Source organism: Amphritea balenae, assembly GCF_003858655.1.
In the GTDB taxonomy this organism is placed as follows: Bacteria; Pseudomonadota; Gammaproteobacteria; order Pseudomonadales; family Balneatricaceae; genus Amphritea; species Amphritea balenae.
The window spans coordinates 523,668-540,746 of sequence record NZ_RQXV01000001.1; the positions used below are offsets into that span (position 1 = coordinate 523,668).

The following is a 17,079-nucleotide window of genomic DNA, read 5'->3' on the forward strand; positions in this document are numbered from 1 at the left end:
TCGCCCATCTTTCTTATTATTATCAGAGCGGGACTATCCGCTCCGCTTATTCAGCATCGGCACGTTTCTCTTCAGCCCGATACATGTCGATCAACCAGTTCTGCAGGCGCTGGATAACCAGCTCTTCAGAAGTCAGGCGACCACGGGTAGCATGTTTAGAGTGCATCCCTTTCTGCATCGCCTTCCAGGCGAATAGATCCTCTTCCATGACCTGCCACAGATCATCATGTTCCTGCTGGAAGTTTTTCTGATAGGTATCCAGCTTCAGGGTCGATTCAGGGTACATCCAGGATACGCCATACCAGGATTCAGTCGGGCCTTTAGGCAACCAGATGAAGTACTTCACCTTGTCTGGCATCGCCACCATAAACATATTTGGCGCCACGGTGATGTAAGACAGCTGCTCACGTTCCTGATCGGTCAGACCGGTCATCGGCGGTTGCAGAATTGAACCGGTATGGGTTGGCGCAGCATCTTTATGCGGGCTAATCAGGTTGTATGCGACCAGTCCTTTATCGACATCATTGAATTTAACGGTCTCATCGACATTGCACTGAGGTAGCGGAAACATCTCTCCCCATGAACCACCATGCAGGTAAGAGCAGTGGTAGCATTCGTCGTTAAAGATCTTCCAGTTCCAGTCAAACGCTTCCATTTTCAGAGGTTCAGAAGAGCGCAGTTCGGATATTTTATAGTTAGCTAACTGCTCACCCAGGTTGGCAAGGCGATCACTCAGTGGTGGCAGGTTTTCATCGTAGGTAATAAAGATAAAACCTTCCCAGATCTCAGTACGGATCTTCGGCAGGCATACATCTTTAATATTAAAATCTTCTTCGTTCTTATCGGTCAGGCCAGGTGCAGATGTCAGCTCGCCGCTGGTGCTGTAAACCCAGGCATGTAATGGACAACGTAAACGACGGGTATTACCCCGACCTTCAACGATCAGCATACCGCGGTGCTGACAAACATTGGATACAACATTGACCGAGCCACTACGGTCACGAATAATGATCAATGGGTCGTCACCAACATCTATAGTGTAATAATCGCCCGCCTTAGGGATTTCATTCGCACGGCCAACACAAAACCATTCATGGCCCCATACAGCGTTTAATTCGAAATTATAAAAATCTTCACCCGTAAAACATTCTGGCGGCAGTGAATAAACAGGACCGCCGTCACTATAACTAGAATCAAATTCAGAAATAGGAATTGGACTTTTTATTGTTTTTTTAGTCATCTCACCAAGACTCCCGTCGTACTGGTTAATACATTAATTTAATTTAAAATAATATTAATCAGCGCTTAGCTATATAAATAAAACTTTAAACCTTCAGGTCAAATAGTCTCAAAAAAAACCATCCTGAAGAACAAAGCATATTTCAAAGATCTATGAATCAAACTCAATGAACCGCTCAACTCAGGACAATTATTGAATTTCTCTCACACAATTGAAGATACACAGCAATCACGTAGCTTTAAAGCAAGTAAAATTCAATGATGCGTGAGTACAGCTAAAGGTAAAAAACAGGTTACATCTTGTAAAATTCTCATCATTAATAATCAATAAAAATGAGTAGAAAACCGATGCCAAACAAAATAAATTTCCGTCTGGACCACACAATGATAAGAGTGGAAGATCTTGATAAATCACTAGACTTTTACGTTCGTATAATGGGCATGAAAATATTACGTAAAAATGAATATCCAGAGGGTAGATTTACTAATGTTTTCATTGGCTACGGCCCAGAAAACCAAACAACAACCATTGAACTAACAAATAACTGGGACACTAAAACCACTTACGAAAAAGGCGAAGGTTATGGTCACCTGGCATTTAATGTAGATGATGTTTCTGCTGCAATGGACTATCTGGAAAGCGAGGGTGTAAAAATAAAAAGCCCTGCAAAACCGATGAATCACGGCACCCGCATGCTGGGCTTCGTGTTTGACCCCGATGGTTACATTATTGAACTGAACGAACCGCTCAATCAAAGCTCTTAAAAAAGCAAAACCAGACACAGAAAAGCCGGCAATTGCCGGCTTTTTTTGATCGTTTGGTCATTTATGCCCAACTATTATTCACCACCGAGATCACAGAGGACACCGAGGTGTTATTGAATTTTACTCTGTGTTCTCTGCGACCTCAGTGGTAAACCAAAAACGCAGTTATGTTGTGATCAGACCGCTACTGGTTAAAATCTTTACCCGTTGGCACCACCAACACCGGCACCTTTGCCCGCTTAATCACTTGTTGAGTCGTGTAACTCTGACTATGCAGACCCAGTTTATTTTCAGTACCCATCACAATCAGATCAACCTGTTCCTGCTTCGCCGTTGCCAGAATTGCCTCATCGTGATTTCCTTCAACTACCTTCGGCACAACATTCACTTGTACCGGCTGATCCAGTGAATTCAGTTCCTCATCGAAGAACAGTTTTACCCGTTCTTCCATCTGCCCAATGACTTTTGCAACTCCTTCATCATGCACTTTTTTCACCAGATCTTTAGGCAGGTACTGACGAATCAGAGCCTCACCCAACTCACCCACCGGATTCACTACATGTAACATCACTAGCTCTGCCTGGTTTTGCTGCGCCAATTGAATCGCATGACGATAAACCGAACGGGTATACGGGCCCAATGAAGTGGTATAGAGAATCCTGTTTATTTGCGGCAAACTCATAGTCATCATTCCTTACATCAAATTCGGTAGTAACAACACGACCTGCGGGAAAAAGCTGACGATAACAACCGCGACACACATCAGCACAAAGAACGGGAATGCCGCTTGTACAACCCTGCCAATTGATTGTCCTGTCAGCCCCTGCAATATAAACAAGTTAAAGCCAACCGGAGGCGTCATCTGCGCCAACTCAACCATCAGTACCAGAAATACGCCATACCAGATCGGATCAAACCCGGCCTGCAAAATCAGGGGCAGCGTAATTGGCAAACTCATGACGATAATAGAGATACCATCGAGGAAGAATCCCAGCAAAATATAAAACAGTGCCAGTATTCCCAACAATGCGTAGGGAGAAAGCGCCAGACTTTCGATCATCTTCACCAGCTCAACAGGTATATGCAGATAGCCAATAGCGGTCGATAAGAAAGCCGCTGAAATCAGAATCGAGCACACCATGCAGGATGTTTTCACTGCCCCCATCGCCGCCTCAATGACGATATCCCAGGAGAAACTCCCCATGAAGATAACCAACATAAAAGTTGCAGCCACACCCACCGCCGCCGCTTCAGATGGTGTTGCAATGCCGCTATAGATACCACCCAGTACCAACACAATCAGAGTAACTATAGGAGTCAGGTCTTTCAGACCACTAAGCAGACGAGTAAAAGTCAGCTTTTCTTCTGAGCGCGGAGCCAGTTCAGGGTTTACGATACAACGCACAATAATATAAGAGGAATACAGGAACGCCACCAGCAGGCCCGGCATGATACCCGCAGCAAACAGCTTAGCTATTGATACCTCGGCCAGCACACCGTAGATAATCATAACGATTGATGGTGGAATCAAAAGCCCCAGACTACCGGCACCGGCCAGTGAGCCAACGGATAATGAGTTGTTATAACTACGCTCTGCCAATGCAGTCGTCGTAATCTTACCCACAGTTGCAGTCGTGGCAGAGGTAGAACCACTTACCGCGGCAAACAAAGTGCAACCCAGTACATTCGTATGCAGCAAACGACCCGGCATCCACTGTACAAACGGTGACAGACCGCGAAACAATCGATCAGAAATATCGGTGCGGAAGATGATCTCTCCCATCCATATAAACAGCGGGATAGCCGATAGCTCCCAGGCACTGGAACTACGCCAGATAACGGAGCGGGCAATATATCCAACCCGATCCAGTGGAAAATCAGCGATCAGAGTAAGACTGGTAATTGCCACCAGAAACAGGCCAACAAAGACCCACACCCCAAGGCCGAGAAACAGTATGATCAGGGCAAGCATAATGCCCATCGTCATTAAAACATCCATAGCAGACTCTCTTATAATTGTTATCGTTGCGACAAACAGCTGCGACAATAGGTCAGTCTTGCTCACTAAGCAGTGGCTGACCTGATACAACCCGCACAATGTAGGCAAGCATCTGAATAATAAAAATCGCCAGACCTACCAAAACGAAAGCTTCCGGTATCCACAGAGGTACCGCAGCAATCGTCTCACTGGTTGAACCCCGCTCAATATTTCGCTCCACACTTTTCCAGAAATACAGGGCGATATACGAGGTCAATACCAATGCAGCACTGACACAGAGAATTTCAATAATTTGACGACCAAGCCGGCTGCGAACCCGGGTCAGCAGCATATTTACCCGGATCAGGGTATTGGTTTCAAAGGTATAACCCAGTGCCATGAAAGTCATAGCAGCCACACCGTAGCCAACAAATTCATCCAGAACAAAGGTTGAAGTACTGAAGAATGCACGCAACACAATCTCCAGAATGACGTGCAGTGTCATACCTGCCATCAGACATACCGCCAGCACAGCCCCTGCCTTGGCAAGTATTGAAGCGAAGCGGATAAATAGCGCAGCTAACAACTGCAAAACATTTGAATCGGTATTCATAGCCACACCCGTGTTAGCTTTTTGTTATTGTTATAACCAAAGCGAATGACAGGGTATAAATACCCCACACCACTTCGGCAAGCACAGAACAGTTCAGGAAAAAACAGACCGGGGGGACCCCGGCCTGCGGAGTTAAATCAGAGTACAGGTTTAGTTAGAAGCAACCTTCTTAGCTACTGCAGCGTGATACTGTGACAGCAGCTCTTCACCTTTAGGGCCCATTTTCTTAACCCATTCCTGGATCACAGGCTGAGCAGCAGATTGCAACTCTGAACGGAAGGCCGTCGGCACATCCTCAACTACGGTCAGACCTTTTTCACGGCCAGCCGCATAGGCTTTTTGCACCACATTGCTGGTGTTGTTCCAGACATGCGTTTCAGTCTCAATTGCAGCAGCGCTAACTGCTTTTTGTAACTCAGGAGACAGACCGTTCCAGGTATCAAGATTCATGGTTACCAGATTGATCGTGCTGTCATAGTTCAGTGCAGTAAAGTGACTTACGTAATCATTAAAGCTGCCACTTAAGCCCGCTTCGATTGAAGTCAGCACACCATCAATACCACCGGTGCTCAACTGCGGTACGATATCTGCCCAGCTCAGCTGAATCGGTGAAGAACCGGCATTACGAAATACCTTAGTACCGTTAGCATCATATGTACGCATTTTCAGGTTGTTGACTGCGTCGTTATTAGTCAGCGCTTCCTTACCCCACAAACCGCTTGAAGGCCATGGAGATGCGTATAATAGTTTTTGATTGTACTTAGCCAGTACCCGTTGATACTCAGGCTTAGCTACGTCATATAAAGTTTTAGCCTCTTCGGTATTGGAACTCAGGAACGGCAGAGAGGACAACAGGAAGATCGGATCAACACCACCTAATGGTGGAATAAAAGTATTCGCCAGCACCACGGCTCCGTCACCCACCGCATCCAGCTGGTCTTTAGATTTAAGACCCAGTGCACCACCAAAGTGATGGGCAATTTCAATCTCACCCTTGGATGTCTTATTCAGCATAACGCCAAAATATTTATCACCCTCACCCTGAACTGAAGTAGCAGGATATTCGTTAGGCATATCCCAGACCATTGACGCAGCACTGACAGGCAACGCTGAGGCAACGGATAAAACAGCAGAAAGACCCAATGTAGTAGTTATTTTTTTAATCATTGTCGTATCCCAGGTTGTCGAACTACCCTCACAGCAGTTCAGATATTATTGTTATTGAGACGAACCTTAAGGTCAGCAAAGCAGCCATAGAACCCTTAGATCTGACCTTCAAAATCCTTCTTCAACAAAGAATTTTCAGGAACCTGCGAGACGGATAATCATTTCACCGTTTAAGCAGGGTGATATAACCTATCAGCCCGATTCCTTAGATCCAGATCAATAATGTCATAATTTTTCCGCCTGACCATGAAGCGGTCCTCAAGGAACTGTGAGCAGGGTTCATAACAAATGAATTAAATGCATAGCTCTAATTACAAAGACTTAGAAGAGAGTCTTGATATATATCAAGCCTTTGTTTTTGTTGAAAAAAACAGAAAAACAGCAGATTAAAGGAGGGCTAATAACTAAGTAATAGCGACCCTAAACAAAGCGATTAAGGCCACTATAGTATGACGTCAATGAATAAAATTAACCTTACTATGAGAAAGGTTTGTCACCGGCTTGCTGCAAAATCCAGTCAATAAAGATCTCCATATTGCGTGTCAGCTCTAATTTCTTTGGATACACCAGATAATAAGCATAAGTATCGAGGCAGATATCAAACAACTGCACTAACCGGCCCGCTTCCAATTCATGCCTGAGTAATCTTGGACAACCCAACATAATGCCCTGACCGTTCAGGATCGACTGCACCCGAACATTAGTATCATCAATAATCAGATTGGCTTTACAGCTGACACTACCTGCGCCGGATCTCTCCAGCCAGGCATCCCAGGCTGAACGGTCTTCATCATGTATCAGTGTAAAACGCTCTAAGTCAGCAGGCTCCTGTGGCCGCCCTTTTTGTTCGATCAGACTGGCACTACAGATGGGTGTCAGATCACCGGGCAAAAGGAACTTTGATTCCATTTCCGGCCAGTCACCTTTGCCCCAGACAATGCCCAGATCAATATGATCGGTCATAAAGTCCGGCACTTTAATGGTATGGGTAAGATCGATCTCAATTTTCGGATTCTGTCCCCAGAAGCTGTTCAACCGGGGCGCTAACCAGGCGCTGGAGAAAAAAGGTCGCAAAGAGATATTCAGGGACTCCCGACCCCGGTTATGCAACGTATCCTGAATCGCCCGGGCAATCTGATCAAAAGGCCCTTCAAGTGAAGCATGCAAATGAGCGCCTTCTACCGTCAATGTCAGGGTACGATTTTGGCGGATAAACAGCTTAATACCCAGATAATCTTCCAACACACGGATTTGATGGCTCACCGCTGAAGGAGATACCAGCAGGTCTTCAGAGGCTTTAGTAAAGTTCAGATAATGCCCAGCTACAACAAAGGTTTTTAACGCATTTAACAAAGGCAGATGAAGCATGATTTTAATCTCTTTATTGGGCTTCAGAATATAAACGGATTAAAGCAGTAAAATGCCGTCAACGCACCTCAGAAATACCCAAACTGACGCTACCTGCGGTTCTTTTCATACTTAGATTCCGGGGTGATAACAGTCGGCTTTTTCATAACTATAGATTCAAACCACTGTTTGAATTACACAAAATGGGGAATAAACCTTATAGCAAAGAGTCGAACCCAACACCTCTGTAGCACGCCCTTTACCTAGGAGGTATATAATCTATCTCTGATATAAAAACTCAGATCTATCTGGCCCGAACTAATGCAGAGCAGTACAACAGCATGTTCGCCAGAAAGGGGTTCTCAGGATGAGGAAGTCCCCGGATGTTTTCACCGGTCTGGAGTAAAGGATGTAATATGATGCGTAATTTAAAGCTTCGTAAAAGCCCTCTACATGTAAGGCTTATCTTACTGCTTGGTCCATTAGCGGCACTTATACTTGCCTTCCAGATAGAGCTCTATCAACTGGAACAAAACTTTGGCCGTCAGGTCGATGCAGCCACCTATGAAATCAGCACCAAAGTAAACGCGTTTGAAGTTGCATTAGAAGGCTTTGCCAACTTTTTAGCCGTTTCTGAAAAGACAAATGATAAAGCGATTCGAGCATACACACAGGGGGTGATGGAAGTTTTCCCAGAGCTATATATGTTTGAAATTGCTAGCTATGTTTCTAAAACTGAGCGCCGCTCTTTTGAAAAAATGATGCATTATAAAGGCTACTTTAATTTCAGAATTCACGCGTTTGATTACGATAACTCCAGACAGATTATAGCGATACCCGAACAGGACTATTATTACCCTATCCGTTTTATTGAGCCCGAAACAGCCGAGACAGAGGCAGTCTTGGGACTTGATATGGCCCGCACCTCCGATGTACTGATAGCAACCATGATGCAATCCCTCAGCGCCCCCCGCCCCATCGCGTCGCGACCCTTTACGTTTCTGGAGGGCGGTAAAGGCTACGTAATGTACCGGCCCGTCGTTCAGCCTGTCTCAAATAACTCAGTAAAACATCAAATCACGAATCCGGACTTTGCCATGCTGGTGATCCGGGGCAATGACCTGTTGCCAGCATGGCTCAAAGAAAGCAGGGATTACCGGGTAACGCTTTCTTATACCACTATCCATGCTGAAGACGTCGCAGAAGCCCTTATCGATCCAGTCAGGACAGATAATCAATCCTTTGTTCTGCAAACCTACTCCCGAACCGTTCAAATAGATAATGAATCCCAGCCCTTTCGCCTGATGATTGAAAAAGACATCAATTTGTACTCTTTCAACTGGATCAATATTTTTGGGGTTTTGTTAATAGGCATAGTCTTTTCATCCTATATCGGATTTGGACTCAACCTGAGTCACCGCAGAAAAATACAGGCAGAAAAAGAACGTGAGCGCTTATACAACCAGGCCAACTACGATGTTCTGACTAAGCTACCCAATATAAATCTGCTGATGGACAGAGCGGACCGGGCAATACTGATGGCGAAACGATCCGGCAGTTCGGTGGCTATCTGCTATCTGGACATCGACCGGTTTAAACGAATAAATGACCGTTGGGGCCATCAGGCCGGTGATGACCTGTTAAGTCAGTTAGCAGATCGACTGCAGCGGGTACTTCGGGCAGAAGATACCGTAGCCCGCATTCATGGTGATGAATTCGTCGTCCTGCTACCTAAGATCACAAATGATAAGGTCCTCGGTCAGGTCCAGAATAAGATTATGTCGGTATTTGATCAGCCATTTACGGTTGCTAATAACAGTATTCAGGTTAAAGGCAGCTTCGGCACTGCCACATTTCCTAGAGACGGTACGACGCTTGAGCAGCTACTGAATACCAGTGACCGTCAGATGTATATCCATAAAAAGCAAAATAAAGAACACCAGGCCGAAGAAAAAGCTTTTGAACAGATTTAAAACAACAAGGTGATAAGCATTCTCGTATTAGGATTCACGAATAACAAATGAATGAAACCCGGTGTATGGGCATAGTTATGGCCACCGAAAGTTGACTATTAACAATGGCAATGAAATACCGACGTTCCTCAACCCATAACAGCCGCCAGCAGCACCTGTTCAGGCTTTCGAGAAGCAACCGGAATACAACTCGCCCGTGATTCAAGTTGAAAGGTAAAAAATAATCGCGCCGACAAATCCGAACAGAAACATAGATACAGCCAGAATGACGTAGGCAACTCCCAGATAATAGGCAATCTTCCTAATGTTAATAATCTTCATACGTCTCCCCAAAGCTTAATTAGCCCTTAGGTAAGGCGTATTGGAGTAAGAATGGCGAAGCACTGTCAAAGCTCGTTAGAAGATAGTTTTAGCAACAGAAAACAGCGCTGGGCTTACGCTAAGCTAATGGCTACATCAAAGATATATACAATATCTGCGCCCAATAATTAAAAAACCTGATAATCAGGTACTTGAATAAAATCACCGGGACTTAGTCATACTCAAATATGTAAAGTTGTAAGCTGGCTTTTACAACTACCCTCTTTTTTAAACTCTCTAGTTGCGCTCGGCAAAGACCATATCCACCGTCACGATATCACCACAGTCATCCGGCGAATAACCGGGGAGTTTACCGACCGCCTGATGAAAAGGTTCACTACGTATGATATCCAACAACCGCTGCATCGCTTCCTGCTTCAGGGTTCTGTTATGGCACACTAACAGATAGTATTCAGAAGATAACGGTATAAAATCAAGTCCAAACTGTCGCGCAGCCGCTTCAACCCCCATTCCTACATCCGCCATCCCGGCTGCTACAAATGCTGCCACGGCTGAGTGAGTAAACTCCTCATCATCAAAGCCTTTTATTTGCTGGCTATTAATCCCTTCCCGTGACAGCAGTTCATCCAGTAACGCCCGGGTACCGGAATCCTTTTGCCGATTGATAAATTTCACATCCTTTTTGACAAGGCTCTGTAAACCTTCAATCTGTTTAGGATTATCAGGCTTGATCATCAACCCCTGTCGCCGGGTAATAAACTTGATAATCTTATGTACCCGCGGCTTCAGGTGTCGGTTATAGGTTTCATAAAGCTCTTCACTCATACCTCCGGCACGACCATTTACCGGTACATGAAAGCCCGCCACATCACAAACACCCCGATTCAGAGAGGCCAACGCCTCCTCGGCACTTTTGTACTGAAGATCCAGTTGTATCTTTTCAGAAAAACCGGGCAGTAACGCCACCGCATAACCATAGCTGGCATGCAGCCGGATTAATGGACTAACCCCTTCCAGCGCCCGGTGGATCTCCATATTGAGCTCAGATGCCAGGCTATCTAACTGAGGCTCCAGTCGTGCAACCACCCGTTGCTCTGCCCAGAGTAGTTTCTCCCCCAATGCGGTCAGCTTTGCCCCCTTACCCTTTTGCATCTCAACCAGGGGCAAACCAAAAAAAGCCGCCCAGGTCTTGAGTAAATTCCAACCATGACGATAAGAAATGCCTGTTTGCGACGTCGCCGCTGTGAGCTTTCCTGTTTCATGAATAGCACCCAGCAACGAAAACAATTGCGGATTCAACTGGTTACCTTCGCTATCCCGGAATGACCAGGTAGGTACAACCTGAACTCTCTTCATATGCACGACATTTCATATTTTGTATTTATGGAACAAATGCTACTTTAAACTTACTATAAATGTATAGCTGTAGCGTTGTAATACTTGGCATTGATCTTTAGAGCAACGCAGTTGGAAACACAGTCATACACAAGTTTAAACCGTTAGATATGAACTCTAGTACATATTTAAAACCAGACAGCCAATTGTCTGACACAGGAAAATAACAACAATGACCACACAGTTAGAGCAGGTGACAGAGGTGATCACCCGTCTGCAGAATAAACCGGGAGCACTGCTACCGATTCTGCACGGCATTCAGGATAAACTGGGCTACATCCCAACTGATTCGGTAGCGCTGATCGCAGCTGCGTTGAACCAGTCCCGCGCCGACATCCATGGCGTTATCAGTTTCTATCACCAGTTCCGCACTACGCCACCGGGTAAACATACCGTTGAAGTGTGTCGTGCTGAAGCCTGCCAGTCGATGGGAGCCCGTCAACTGGAAGCCCATGCAAAGTCATCCCTTGGGGTTGATTATCACGGTACTACCGTTGATCGCAGCGTCACGTTGGAAGAGGTGTACTGTCTGGGCAATTGTGCCTGTGCTCCCTCAGTACGGGTTAACGACGAGATAGTCGGTCGGGTAACCACTGAAAAATTTGACCAGTTGATCGATGAGCTGCGCTCACAAAAGCTGGAGGTGCTGTAATGACTGCTCTGAGTACCAAGGTATATATCCCTCGCGATACGACCGCCCTCGCAATGGGCGCAGATCGTCTTGCTGCAGAGATAGCAGCAGAAGCCGCTAAACGCGGCGAAGCGATAGAGATCATCCGTAATGGCTCCCGGGGAATGTTCTGGCTTGAACCATTGATAGAAGTTGAAACGGCAAACGGCCGAATAGCGTATGGCCCGGTTGAGACTCAAGATATTGATAACCTGTTCGAGCAGTCTTTTCTGACCGGTGAAACGTCACATCCACTGTGTCAGGGACTCACAGAAGAGATCCCCTACTTTAAGAGACAGCAACGTCTGACCTTCGCCCGTGCAGGTATTACCGACCCGGTATCACTGCAAGATTACCAGGCACACGATGGCTTCAAAGGTCTGCTTAAAGCCCTGTCACTGAGTGGCCAAACCATTGTTGATGAAGTAAAAGCCTCAGGCCTGCGTGGCCGTGGCGGTGCAGCGTTCCCTACCGGTATCAAATGGCAGACAGTGCTGGATGCCAGCCCTACGGACGGCGATCAGAAGTATATAGTGTGTAACGCCGATGAAGGCGACTCTGGTACTTTCGCCGACCGTATGGTGATGGAAGCCGACCCTTTTATGCTGATCGAAGGTATGACCATCGCGGGTCTGGCTGTTGGCGCAGACCAGGGTTATATCTACCTGCGCTCCGAATACCCGGTAGCTCACCAGATTCTGAATGAAGCAATTGCCAAAGCTGAAGCCGCCGGATTCCTCGGTGAAGATATTCAGGGCAGTGGCAAAACCTTCCATCTCGAAGTACGCCTGGGTGCCAAAGCTTATATCTGCGGTGAAGAAACCTCGCTGTTAGAAAGCCTTGAAGGTAAACGCGGTATGGTCCGGGCTAAACCCCCTTTGCCAGCCATAGTTGGCCTGTTTGGTCAGCCAACTATCGTCAATAACGTACTGTCACTGGCCGCGATACCTTACATTCTCGCTGAAGGTGGTCAGGCTTATGCAGATTACGGTATGGGGCGCTCTCTGGGTACCCTACCGTTCCAGCTGGCGGGCAATATCAAACGCGGAGGCCTGATCGAGATGGCCTTCGGTGTCACGCTGCGAGAACTGCTAGAAGACTTTGGCGGCGGCACCTTTAGCGGACGTCCGATGCGTGCAGTACAGGTAGGCGGACCACTGTGCGCTTACATGCCGGAAAGCCAGTGGGATACGCCGATGGATTATGAATCCTTCCAGGCAGTAGGTGCTGGCCTGGGTCACGGCGGTATCGTTGTGTTTGACGATACGGTCGATATGGCTGAACAGGCACGCTTCTCTATGGAGTTCTGCGTCGCTGAGTCCTGTGGTAAGTGTACCCCTTGTCGCATCGGCTCAACCCGCGGCGTCGAAGTTATCGATCGCATTCGCAACGATGAAAACCGGGCAGCTAATATGGAGCTGTTAGAAGATCTGTGCGAAACCATGATCGATGGTTCTCTGTGTGCGATGGGCGGTATGACCCCTTTCCCGGTTCAGAGTGCGGTTAAGCATTTCCCCGAAGACTTCAATCAACCAGCTATCAGCTCTAAAGGAGGTGCCTGATCATGTTGCAGCATTTTGATCCTGAAAAAGATTACGGTACTCCAGCTCAGGTTTCTGAAAACCTGGTTACTTTAGAGATCGATGGCGTATCGGTAACGGTACCTGAGGGTACCTCGGTACTGCGTGCAGCGTCCGAAGCGGATATCAATATCCCTAAATTGTGTGCCTCTGATAATCTGGAAGCCTTTGGCTCATGCCGTATCTGTGCAGTCGAGATTGAGGGGCGCCGCGGTACTCCAGCCTCCTGTACCACACCGGCTGAAGCAGGCATGAAAGTTGTTACTCAGAATAAGCGTCTGGGTAAACTGCGCCGTAATATTATGGAGCTGTATATCTCCGACCACCCGCTGGACTGTCTGACCTGTCCGGCTAACGGTAACTGTGAACTACAGGACGTTACCGGTGAAGTTGGCCTGCGTGAAGTACGCTACGGTTTTGAGGGCGACAATCATCTGTCGGCCGAAAAAGATCATTCCAACCCCTACTTCAGCTTCGATCCGAGCAAATGTATCGTCTGCTCCCGCTGCGTTCGCGCCTGCGGTGAAGTTCAGGGTACCTTCGCACTGACCATCGATGGCCGTGGCTTTGACTCCACCGTTTCACCGGGCCAGAAGCAACCATTCCTGGATTCTGAATGTGTCTCCTGCGGCGCCTGCGTACAGGCATGCCCAACGTCAACACTGATGGAAAAATCGGTTATTGACGCGGGTCAGCCAGAGCACAGCGTTGTGACCACTTGCGCATACTGTGGTGTTGGCTGTCAGTTCAAAGCTGAGATGAAAGGCTCAGAAGTGATCCGCATGGTGCCTTACAAAGATGGTCAGGCCAACCATGGTCACTCCTGCGTTAAGGGTCGTTTTGCCTTTGGTTATGCCACCCATGACGACCGTATCACCAAGCCGATGATCCGTGATTCTATCGATCAGCCATGGCAGGAAGTAAGTTGGGAAGAAGCACTGAGCTTCGCTTCCAGCAAGCTGAAGGGTATTCAGGAAAAGTATGGTCGCGAAAGCATCGGTGGTATCACCTCTTCCCGCTGTACTAACGAAGAAACTTACCTGGTACAGAAGCTGATCCGTGCGGCCTTCGGTAACAACAATACCGATACCTGTGCCCGGGTCTGCCACTCGCCGACCGGTTACGGCCTCAAGACCACCCTGGGTGAGTCAGCAGGTACCCAGACTTTCGATTCTGTCATGTACGCCGATGCGGTGATGGTAATCGGTGCAAACCCGACCGATGCCCACCCGGTATTTGGTTCACTGCTGAAGAAGCGTCTGCGTCAGGGCGCTAAGCTGATCGTTGCCGATCCGCGTCGAATCGACCTGGTGAAAAGCCCCCATGTTGAAACCAATCACCACCTGACATTGCGTCCGGGCAGTAACGTTGCCTTTATCAATGCCATGGCACACGTGATTATCACCGAAGGGCTGGAAGACACCGCGTTCATCGCTGAACGTTGTGAAACAGAAGCTTATCAGGCATGGCGCAGCTTTATCAGCGAAGACCGTCACTCGCCGGAAAATACCGCCTCGGTCACCGGCATTGATGCTACAGAGCTACGCGGTGCCGCCCGTATCTATGCCAACGCTAACAATGCAGCGATCTACTATGGTCTGGGTGTAACTGAGCACAGCCAGGGTTCCAGCATGGTGATGGGTATCGCCAACCTGGCACTGGCCACTGGTAACATCGGTCGTGAAGGTGTGGGTGTTAACCCGCTACGCGGTCAGAACAACGTGCAGGGCTCATGTGATATGGGCTCCTTCCCGCACGAACTACCTGGCTACCAGCACGTTGCTGATGATGAAGTCCGGGCTCGCTTTGAAGCGGTTTGGGGAGTGTCTATCGATAACGAACCTGGCCTGCGTATTCCGAATATGTTCGATGCTGCGCTGGATGGTACCTACAAGGGTATGTACTGTCAGGGTGAGGATATCGCCCAGTCCGATCCAAATACCAATCACGTTCAGGCAGCCCTGCGCTCGCTAGAATGCCTGGTAGTACAGGATATATTCCTTAACGAGACAGCCAAATTCGCCCATGTATTCCTGCCTGGCGCCTCCTTCCTTGAGAAGGACGGTACCTTTACCAACGCCGAACGTCGTATCAACCGTGTACGCAAGGTAATGCCGCCATTAGCTGGAATGCAGGACTGGGAAGTGACTCAGGCCCTGTCGAATGCGATGGGCTATGAGATGAACTACAGCCATCCATCAGAAATTATGGATGAGATCGCCCTGCTGACGCCGACCTTCACCGGTGTTAATTACGACCGATTAGAAGAGATGGGCAGTATCCAGTGGCCTTGTAACAATGAAGCACCGGACGGTACGCCGACCATGCATATCGATAGCTTCCCGATCGGTAAAGGTCACTTTGCGATCACCGAATATGTGGCAACCGAAGAACGTTCAACCCGCAAGTATCCACTGCTGTTAACAACTGGCCGGATTCTGTCGCAGTACAATGTTGGCGCACAAACCCGTCGTACAGAGAATCAGGCATGGCATGATGAAGATGTACTGGAACTTCATCCGCAGGACGCAGAAGATCGCGGTCTGAATGATGGCGACTGGGTTGGTATTGCCAGCCGCGCCGGTGAAACCGTGATGCGTGCGAAAGTCTCTGACCGGATGCAACCGGGTGTGGTTTACACAACCTTCCATCATCCAGGCAGCGGCGCTAACGTGGTTACCACGGATAACTCAGACTGGGCCACCAACTGCCCTGAGTACAAGGTAACCGCAGTGCAGGCGGTAAAAGTCAACGAACCATCGCAATGGCAGCAACGCTATCACGAGTTTAATGACAAGCAGCTAAGCTTCCTTAAAGAAGGTCGTGAAAAAAAGGCTAAAGCGCGGGATTAACGCAGGAAAAATCCAATGGCTATGAAGAAACCAGAACAGCCAATCAACGATGATAGCATCAGCCTGAGCGTGGATAACTGCCACAATCAGGCGGCGGTATCCCGCTGGCAGAACAACTGCCAGCTGGATGCGCTGGACAGCATCGCTGAAGAGATCCCTGTAGCGATGATCTACAACGGTATCTCCCACGTGGTGATGATGGCCAGTCCCTGCGATCTCGAAGATTTCGCGGTAGGCTTCAGTCTTAGTGAAGGCATCGTAAAAACGCCACAGGAGATCTACGAGATCGATGTGGTCGCCGATGCGGATAACCTGAGCACTGGCGTGGAGATTCGTATGTCGATCACCACCCAGCGTTCCGTGCAGCTCAAGCAACGCCGCCGTAACCTCACCGGCCGTACCGGTTGTGGTTTGTGTGGCGCTGAATCCCTGGAACAGGCAATCCGACCGGTTAAACCGGTCAGCGCTGTTCCGATGATCCAGGCTCAAGCCGTTGAACAGGCTGTATCTGAACTTACCCAACAGCAACCGTTGCAATCACTGACCGGTGCCTTCCACGGTGCCGCCTGGTGTAACCAAAGCGGTGAAATACAACTACTGCGGGAAGATATCGGCCGGCATAATGCTCTGGATAAACTGCTCGGTGCGCTAAAGCAGAGCGATACCGATCTCAGCGAGGGTTTTGTACTGGTCTCCAGCCGCGCCAGCTATGAGATGGTGCACAAATCCACCAGCTGTGGCGTGCCCACCCTGGTCGCCGTATCCGCACCAACACGACTGGCACTGGACCTGGCCAAACAGGCAGGATTAAATCTGATCGGCTTCGCCCGTCCAGGCCGTCACGTTATCTACAATCAAGCACTCTTAGTTAAAGAGAATGCGCCAGCTGAAAAAGAATAAGAGGAATTAAGAATGGGAAATCATCAACTGGCCAGCCTGATAAAAATGGCTAATCAGATCGCCGCCAACAACACCCACATTGGCGATGATGTCGCCGAAGCTAAGATGGTTGCAGACCACCTTCGCAAATTCTGGGCTAGATCTATGAAAGCTCAGATAACAGAGTATCTGGAAAGCGACGGTAGTGAACTGTCACCGATTGCTAAACAGGCGATCGTATTACTTTAAGATAAGTAACTAGAAAGTAAAAAGGAGCCGCTGGCTCCTTTTTTCCGTTTC

General features: G+C 48.1%; 14 protein-coding genes. 7 read left to right on the forward strand and 7 right to left on the reverse strand.

Annotation, left to right across the window (positions count from 1 at the left end):
- Nucleotides 1-46 precede the first annotated feature (46 nt).
- A complete protein-coding gene (locus tag EHS89_RS02410; RefSeq protein WP_124924505.1) occupies nucleotides 47-1,240 on the reverse strand; it encodes an aromatic ring-hydroxylating oxygenase subunit alpha in 1,194 nt (397 codons plus the stop codon).
- 347 nt (nucleotides 1,241-1,587) lie between these two features.
- Between EHS89_RS02410 and gloA the strand changes: the two genes are divergently transcribed.
- Entirely contained in the window at nucleotides 1,588-2,004 is a 417-nt protein-coding gene (gloA, locus tag EHS89_RS02415; RefSeq protein ID WP_124924506.1) for a lactoylglutathione lyase, read from the forward strand.
- Between the two features lie 184 nt (nucleotides 2,005-2,188).
- Here gloA and EHS89_RS02420 read toward each other — a convergent pair whose 3' ends face one another.
- The 5 genes from EHS89_RS02420 to EHS89_RS02440 all read right to left on the reverse strand — a co-directional run bounded on the left by EHS89_RS02420 (nucleotide 2,189) and on the right by EHS89_RS02440 (nucleotide 7,130).
- Nucleotides 2,189-2,686: a universal stress protein gene (locus tag EHS89_RS02420; protein ID WP_124924507.1), complete on the reverse strand. Its 498-nt coding sequence runs from the start codon at nucleotides 2,684-2,686 to the stop codon at nucleotides 2,189-2,191.
- Nucleotides 2,687-2,698: 12 nt separating this feature from the next.
- The gene (locus tag EHS89_RS02425) at nucleotides 2,699-4,003 is read right to left on the reverse strand and encodes a TRAP transporter large permease (protein ID WP_124924508.1); all 1,305 of its coding nucleotides are present in this window, start codon (nucleotides 4,001-4,003) and stop codon (nucleotides 2,699-2,701) included.
- Nucleotides 4,004-4,055: 52 nt separating this feature from the next.
- Nucleotides 4,056-4,595 (reverse strand): TRAP transporter small permease, encoded by a 540-nt coding sequence (locus tag EHS89_RS02430; RefSeq protein ID WP_124924509.1) that lies wholly within the window; start codon nucleotides 4,593-4,595, stop codon nucleotides 4,056-4,058.
- Between the two features lie 150 nt (nucleotides 4,596-4,745).
- A complete protein-coding gene (locus EHS89_RS02435) occupies nucleotides 4,746-5,762 on the reverse strand; it encodes a TRAP transporter substrate-binding protein (RefSeq protein WP_124924510.1) in 1,017 nt (338 codons plus the stop codon).
- A gap of 477 nt (nucleotides 5,763-6,239) precedes the next feature.
- Entirely contained in the window at nucleotides 6,240-7,130 is an 891-nt protein-coding gene (locus EHS89_RS02440; protein WP_124924511.1) for a LysR substrate-binding domain-containing protein, read from the reverse strand.
- A 395-nt stretch (nucleotides 7,131-7,525) separates the two neighbouring features.
- Between EHS89_RS02440 and EHS89_RS02445 the strand changes: the two genes are divergently transcribed.
- A complete protein-coding gene (locus tag EHS89_RS02445) occupies nucleotides 7,526-9,082 on the forward strand; it encodes a sensor domain-containing diguanylate cyclase (protein ID WP_170167390.1) in 1,557 nt (518 codons plus the stop codon).
- Nucleotides 9,083-9,679: 597 nt separating this feature from the next.
- On the opposite strand, the gene EHS89_RS02450 is transcribed toward EHS89_RS02445, so the two are convergent.
- Nucleotides 9,680-10,759 carry a substrate-binding domain-containing protein gene (locus EHS89_RS02450; protein ID WP_124924513.1) on the reverse strand — a complete coding sequence of 360 codons (1,080 nt, stop codon included), beginning with the start codon at nucleotides 10,757-10,759 and terminating at the stop codon, nucleotides 9,680-9,682.
- Nucleotides 10,760-10,970: 211 nt separating this feature from the next.
- Between EHS89_RS02450 and EHS89_RS02455 the strand changes: the two genes are divergently transcribed.
- Genes EHS89_RS02455 through EHS89_RS02475 form a run of 5 tightly spaced genes read left to right on the forward strand, consistent with a single transcriptional unit; the run spans nucleotide 10,971 to nucleotide 17,028 of the window.
- A complete protein-coding gene (locus tag EHS89_RS02455; RefSeq protein WP_124924514.1) occupies nucleotides 10,971-11,450 on the forward strand; it encodes a formate dehydrogenase subunit gamma in 480 nt (159 codons plus the stop codon).
- On the forward strand, nucleotides 11,450-13,030 hold the full coding sequence (locus tag EHS89_RS02460; RefSeq protein ID WP_229753494.1) for a formate dehydrogenase beta subunit: 1,581 nt from the start codon (nucleotides 11,450-11,452) through the stop codon (nucleotides 13,028-13,030). Before EHS89_RS02455 ends, EHS89_RS02460 begins: the two co-directional genes overlap by 1 nt.
- Before the next feature lie 2 nt (nucleotides 13,031-13,032).
- Complete coding sequence (fdhF, locus tag EHS89_RS02465) at nucleotides 13,033-15,900, forward strand: formate dehydrogenase subunit alpha (protein WP_124924515.1); 2,868 nt, start codon at nucleotides 13,033-13,035, stop codon at nucleotides 15,898-15,900.
- A gap of 15 nt (nucleotides 15,901-15,915) precedes the next feature.
- Complete coding sequence (gene fdhD, locus EHS89_RS02470; protein WP_124924516.1) at nucleotides 15,916-16,800, forward strand: formate dehydrogenase accessory sulfurtransferase FdhD; 885 nt, start codon at nucleotides 15,916-15,918, stop codon at nucleotides 16,798-16,800.
- Nucleotides 16,801-16,812: 12 nt separating this feature from the next.
- Entirely contained in the window at nucleotides 16,813-17,028 is a 216-nt protein-coding gene (locus tag EHS89_RS02475) for a formate dehydrogenase subunit delta (RefSeq protein ID WP_124924517.1), read from the forward strand.
- The last annotated feature ends 51 nt before the right edge of the window (nucleotides 17,029-17,079 follow it).

Coding starts and splice junctions, on each gene's coding strand:
- EHS89_RS02410 (WP_124924505.1), bottom strand. CDS start 1,240: ATGACTAAAAAAACAATAAAAAGTCCAATTCCTATTTCTGAATTTGAT.
- gloA (WP_124924506.1), top strand. CDS start 1,588: ATGCCAAACAAAATAAATTTCCGTCTGGACCACACAATGATAAGAGTG.
- EHS89_RS02420 (WP_124924507.1), bottom strand. CDS start 2,686: ATGAGTTTGCCGCAAATAAACAGGATTCTCTATACCACTTCATTGGGC.
- EHS89_RS02425 (WP_124924508.1), bottom strand. CDS start 4,003: ATGGATGTTTTAATGACGATGGGCATTATGCTTGCCCTGATCATACTG.
- EHS89_RS02430 (WP_124924509.1), bottom strand. CDS start 4,595: ATGAATACCGATTCAAATGTTTTGCAGTTGTTAGCTGCGCTATTTATC.
- EHS89_RS02435 (WP_124924510.1), bottom strand. CDS start 5,762: ATGATTAAAAAAATAACTACTACATTGGGTCTTTCTGCTGTTTTATCC.
- EHS89_RS02440 (WP_124924511.1), bottom strand. CDS start 7,130: ATGCTTCATCTGCCTTTGTTAAATGCGTTAAAAACCTTTGTTGTAGCT.
- EHS89_RS02445 (WP_170167390.1), top strand. CDS start 7,526: ATGATGCGTAATTTAAAGCTTCGTAAAAGCCCTCTACATGTAAGGCTT.
- EHS89_RS02450 (WP_124924513.1), bottom strand. CDS start 10,759: ATGAAGAGAGTTCAGGTTGTACCTACCTGGTCATTCCGGGATAGCGAA.
- EHS89_RS02455 (WP_124924514.1), top strand. CDS start 10,971: ATGACCACACAGTTAGAGCAGGTGACAGAGGTGATCACCCGTCTGCAG.
- EHS89_RS02460 (WP_229753494.1), top strand. CDS start 11,450: ATGACTGCTCTGAGTACCAAGGTATATATCCCTCGCGATACGACCGCC.
- fdhF (WP_124924515.1), top strand. CDS start 13,033: ATGTTGCAGCATTTTGATCCTGAAAAAGATTACGGTACTCCAGCTCAG.
- fdhD (WP_124924516.1), top strand. CDS start 15,916: ATGGCTATGAAGAAACCAGAACAGCCAATCAACGATGATAGCATCAGC.
- EHS89_RS02475 (WP_124924517.1), top strand. CDS start 16,813: ATGGGAAATCATCAACTGGCCAGCCTGATAAAAATGGCTAATCAGATC.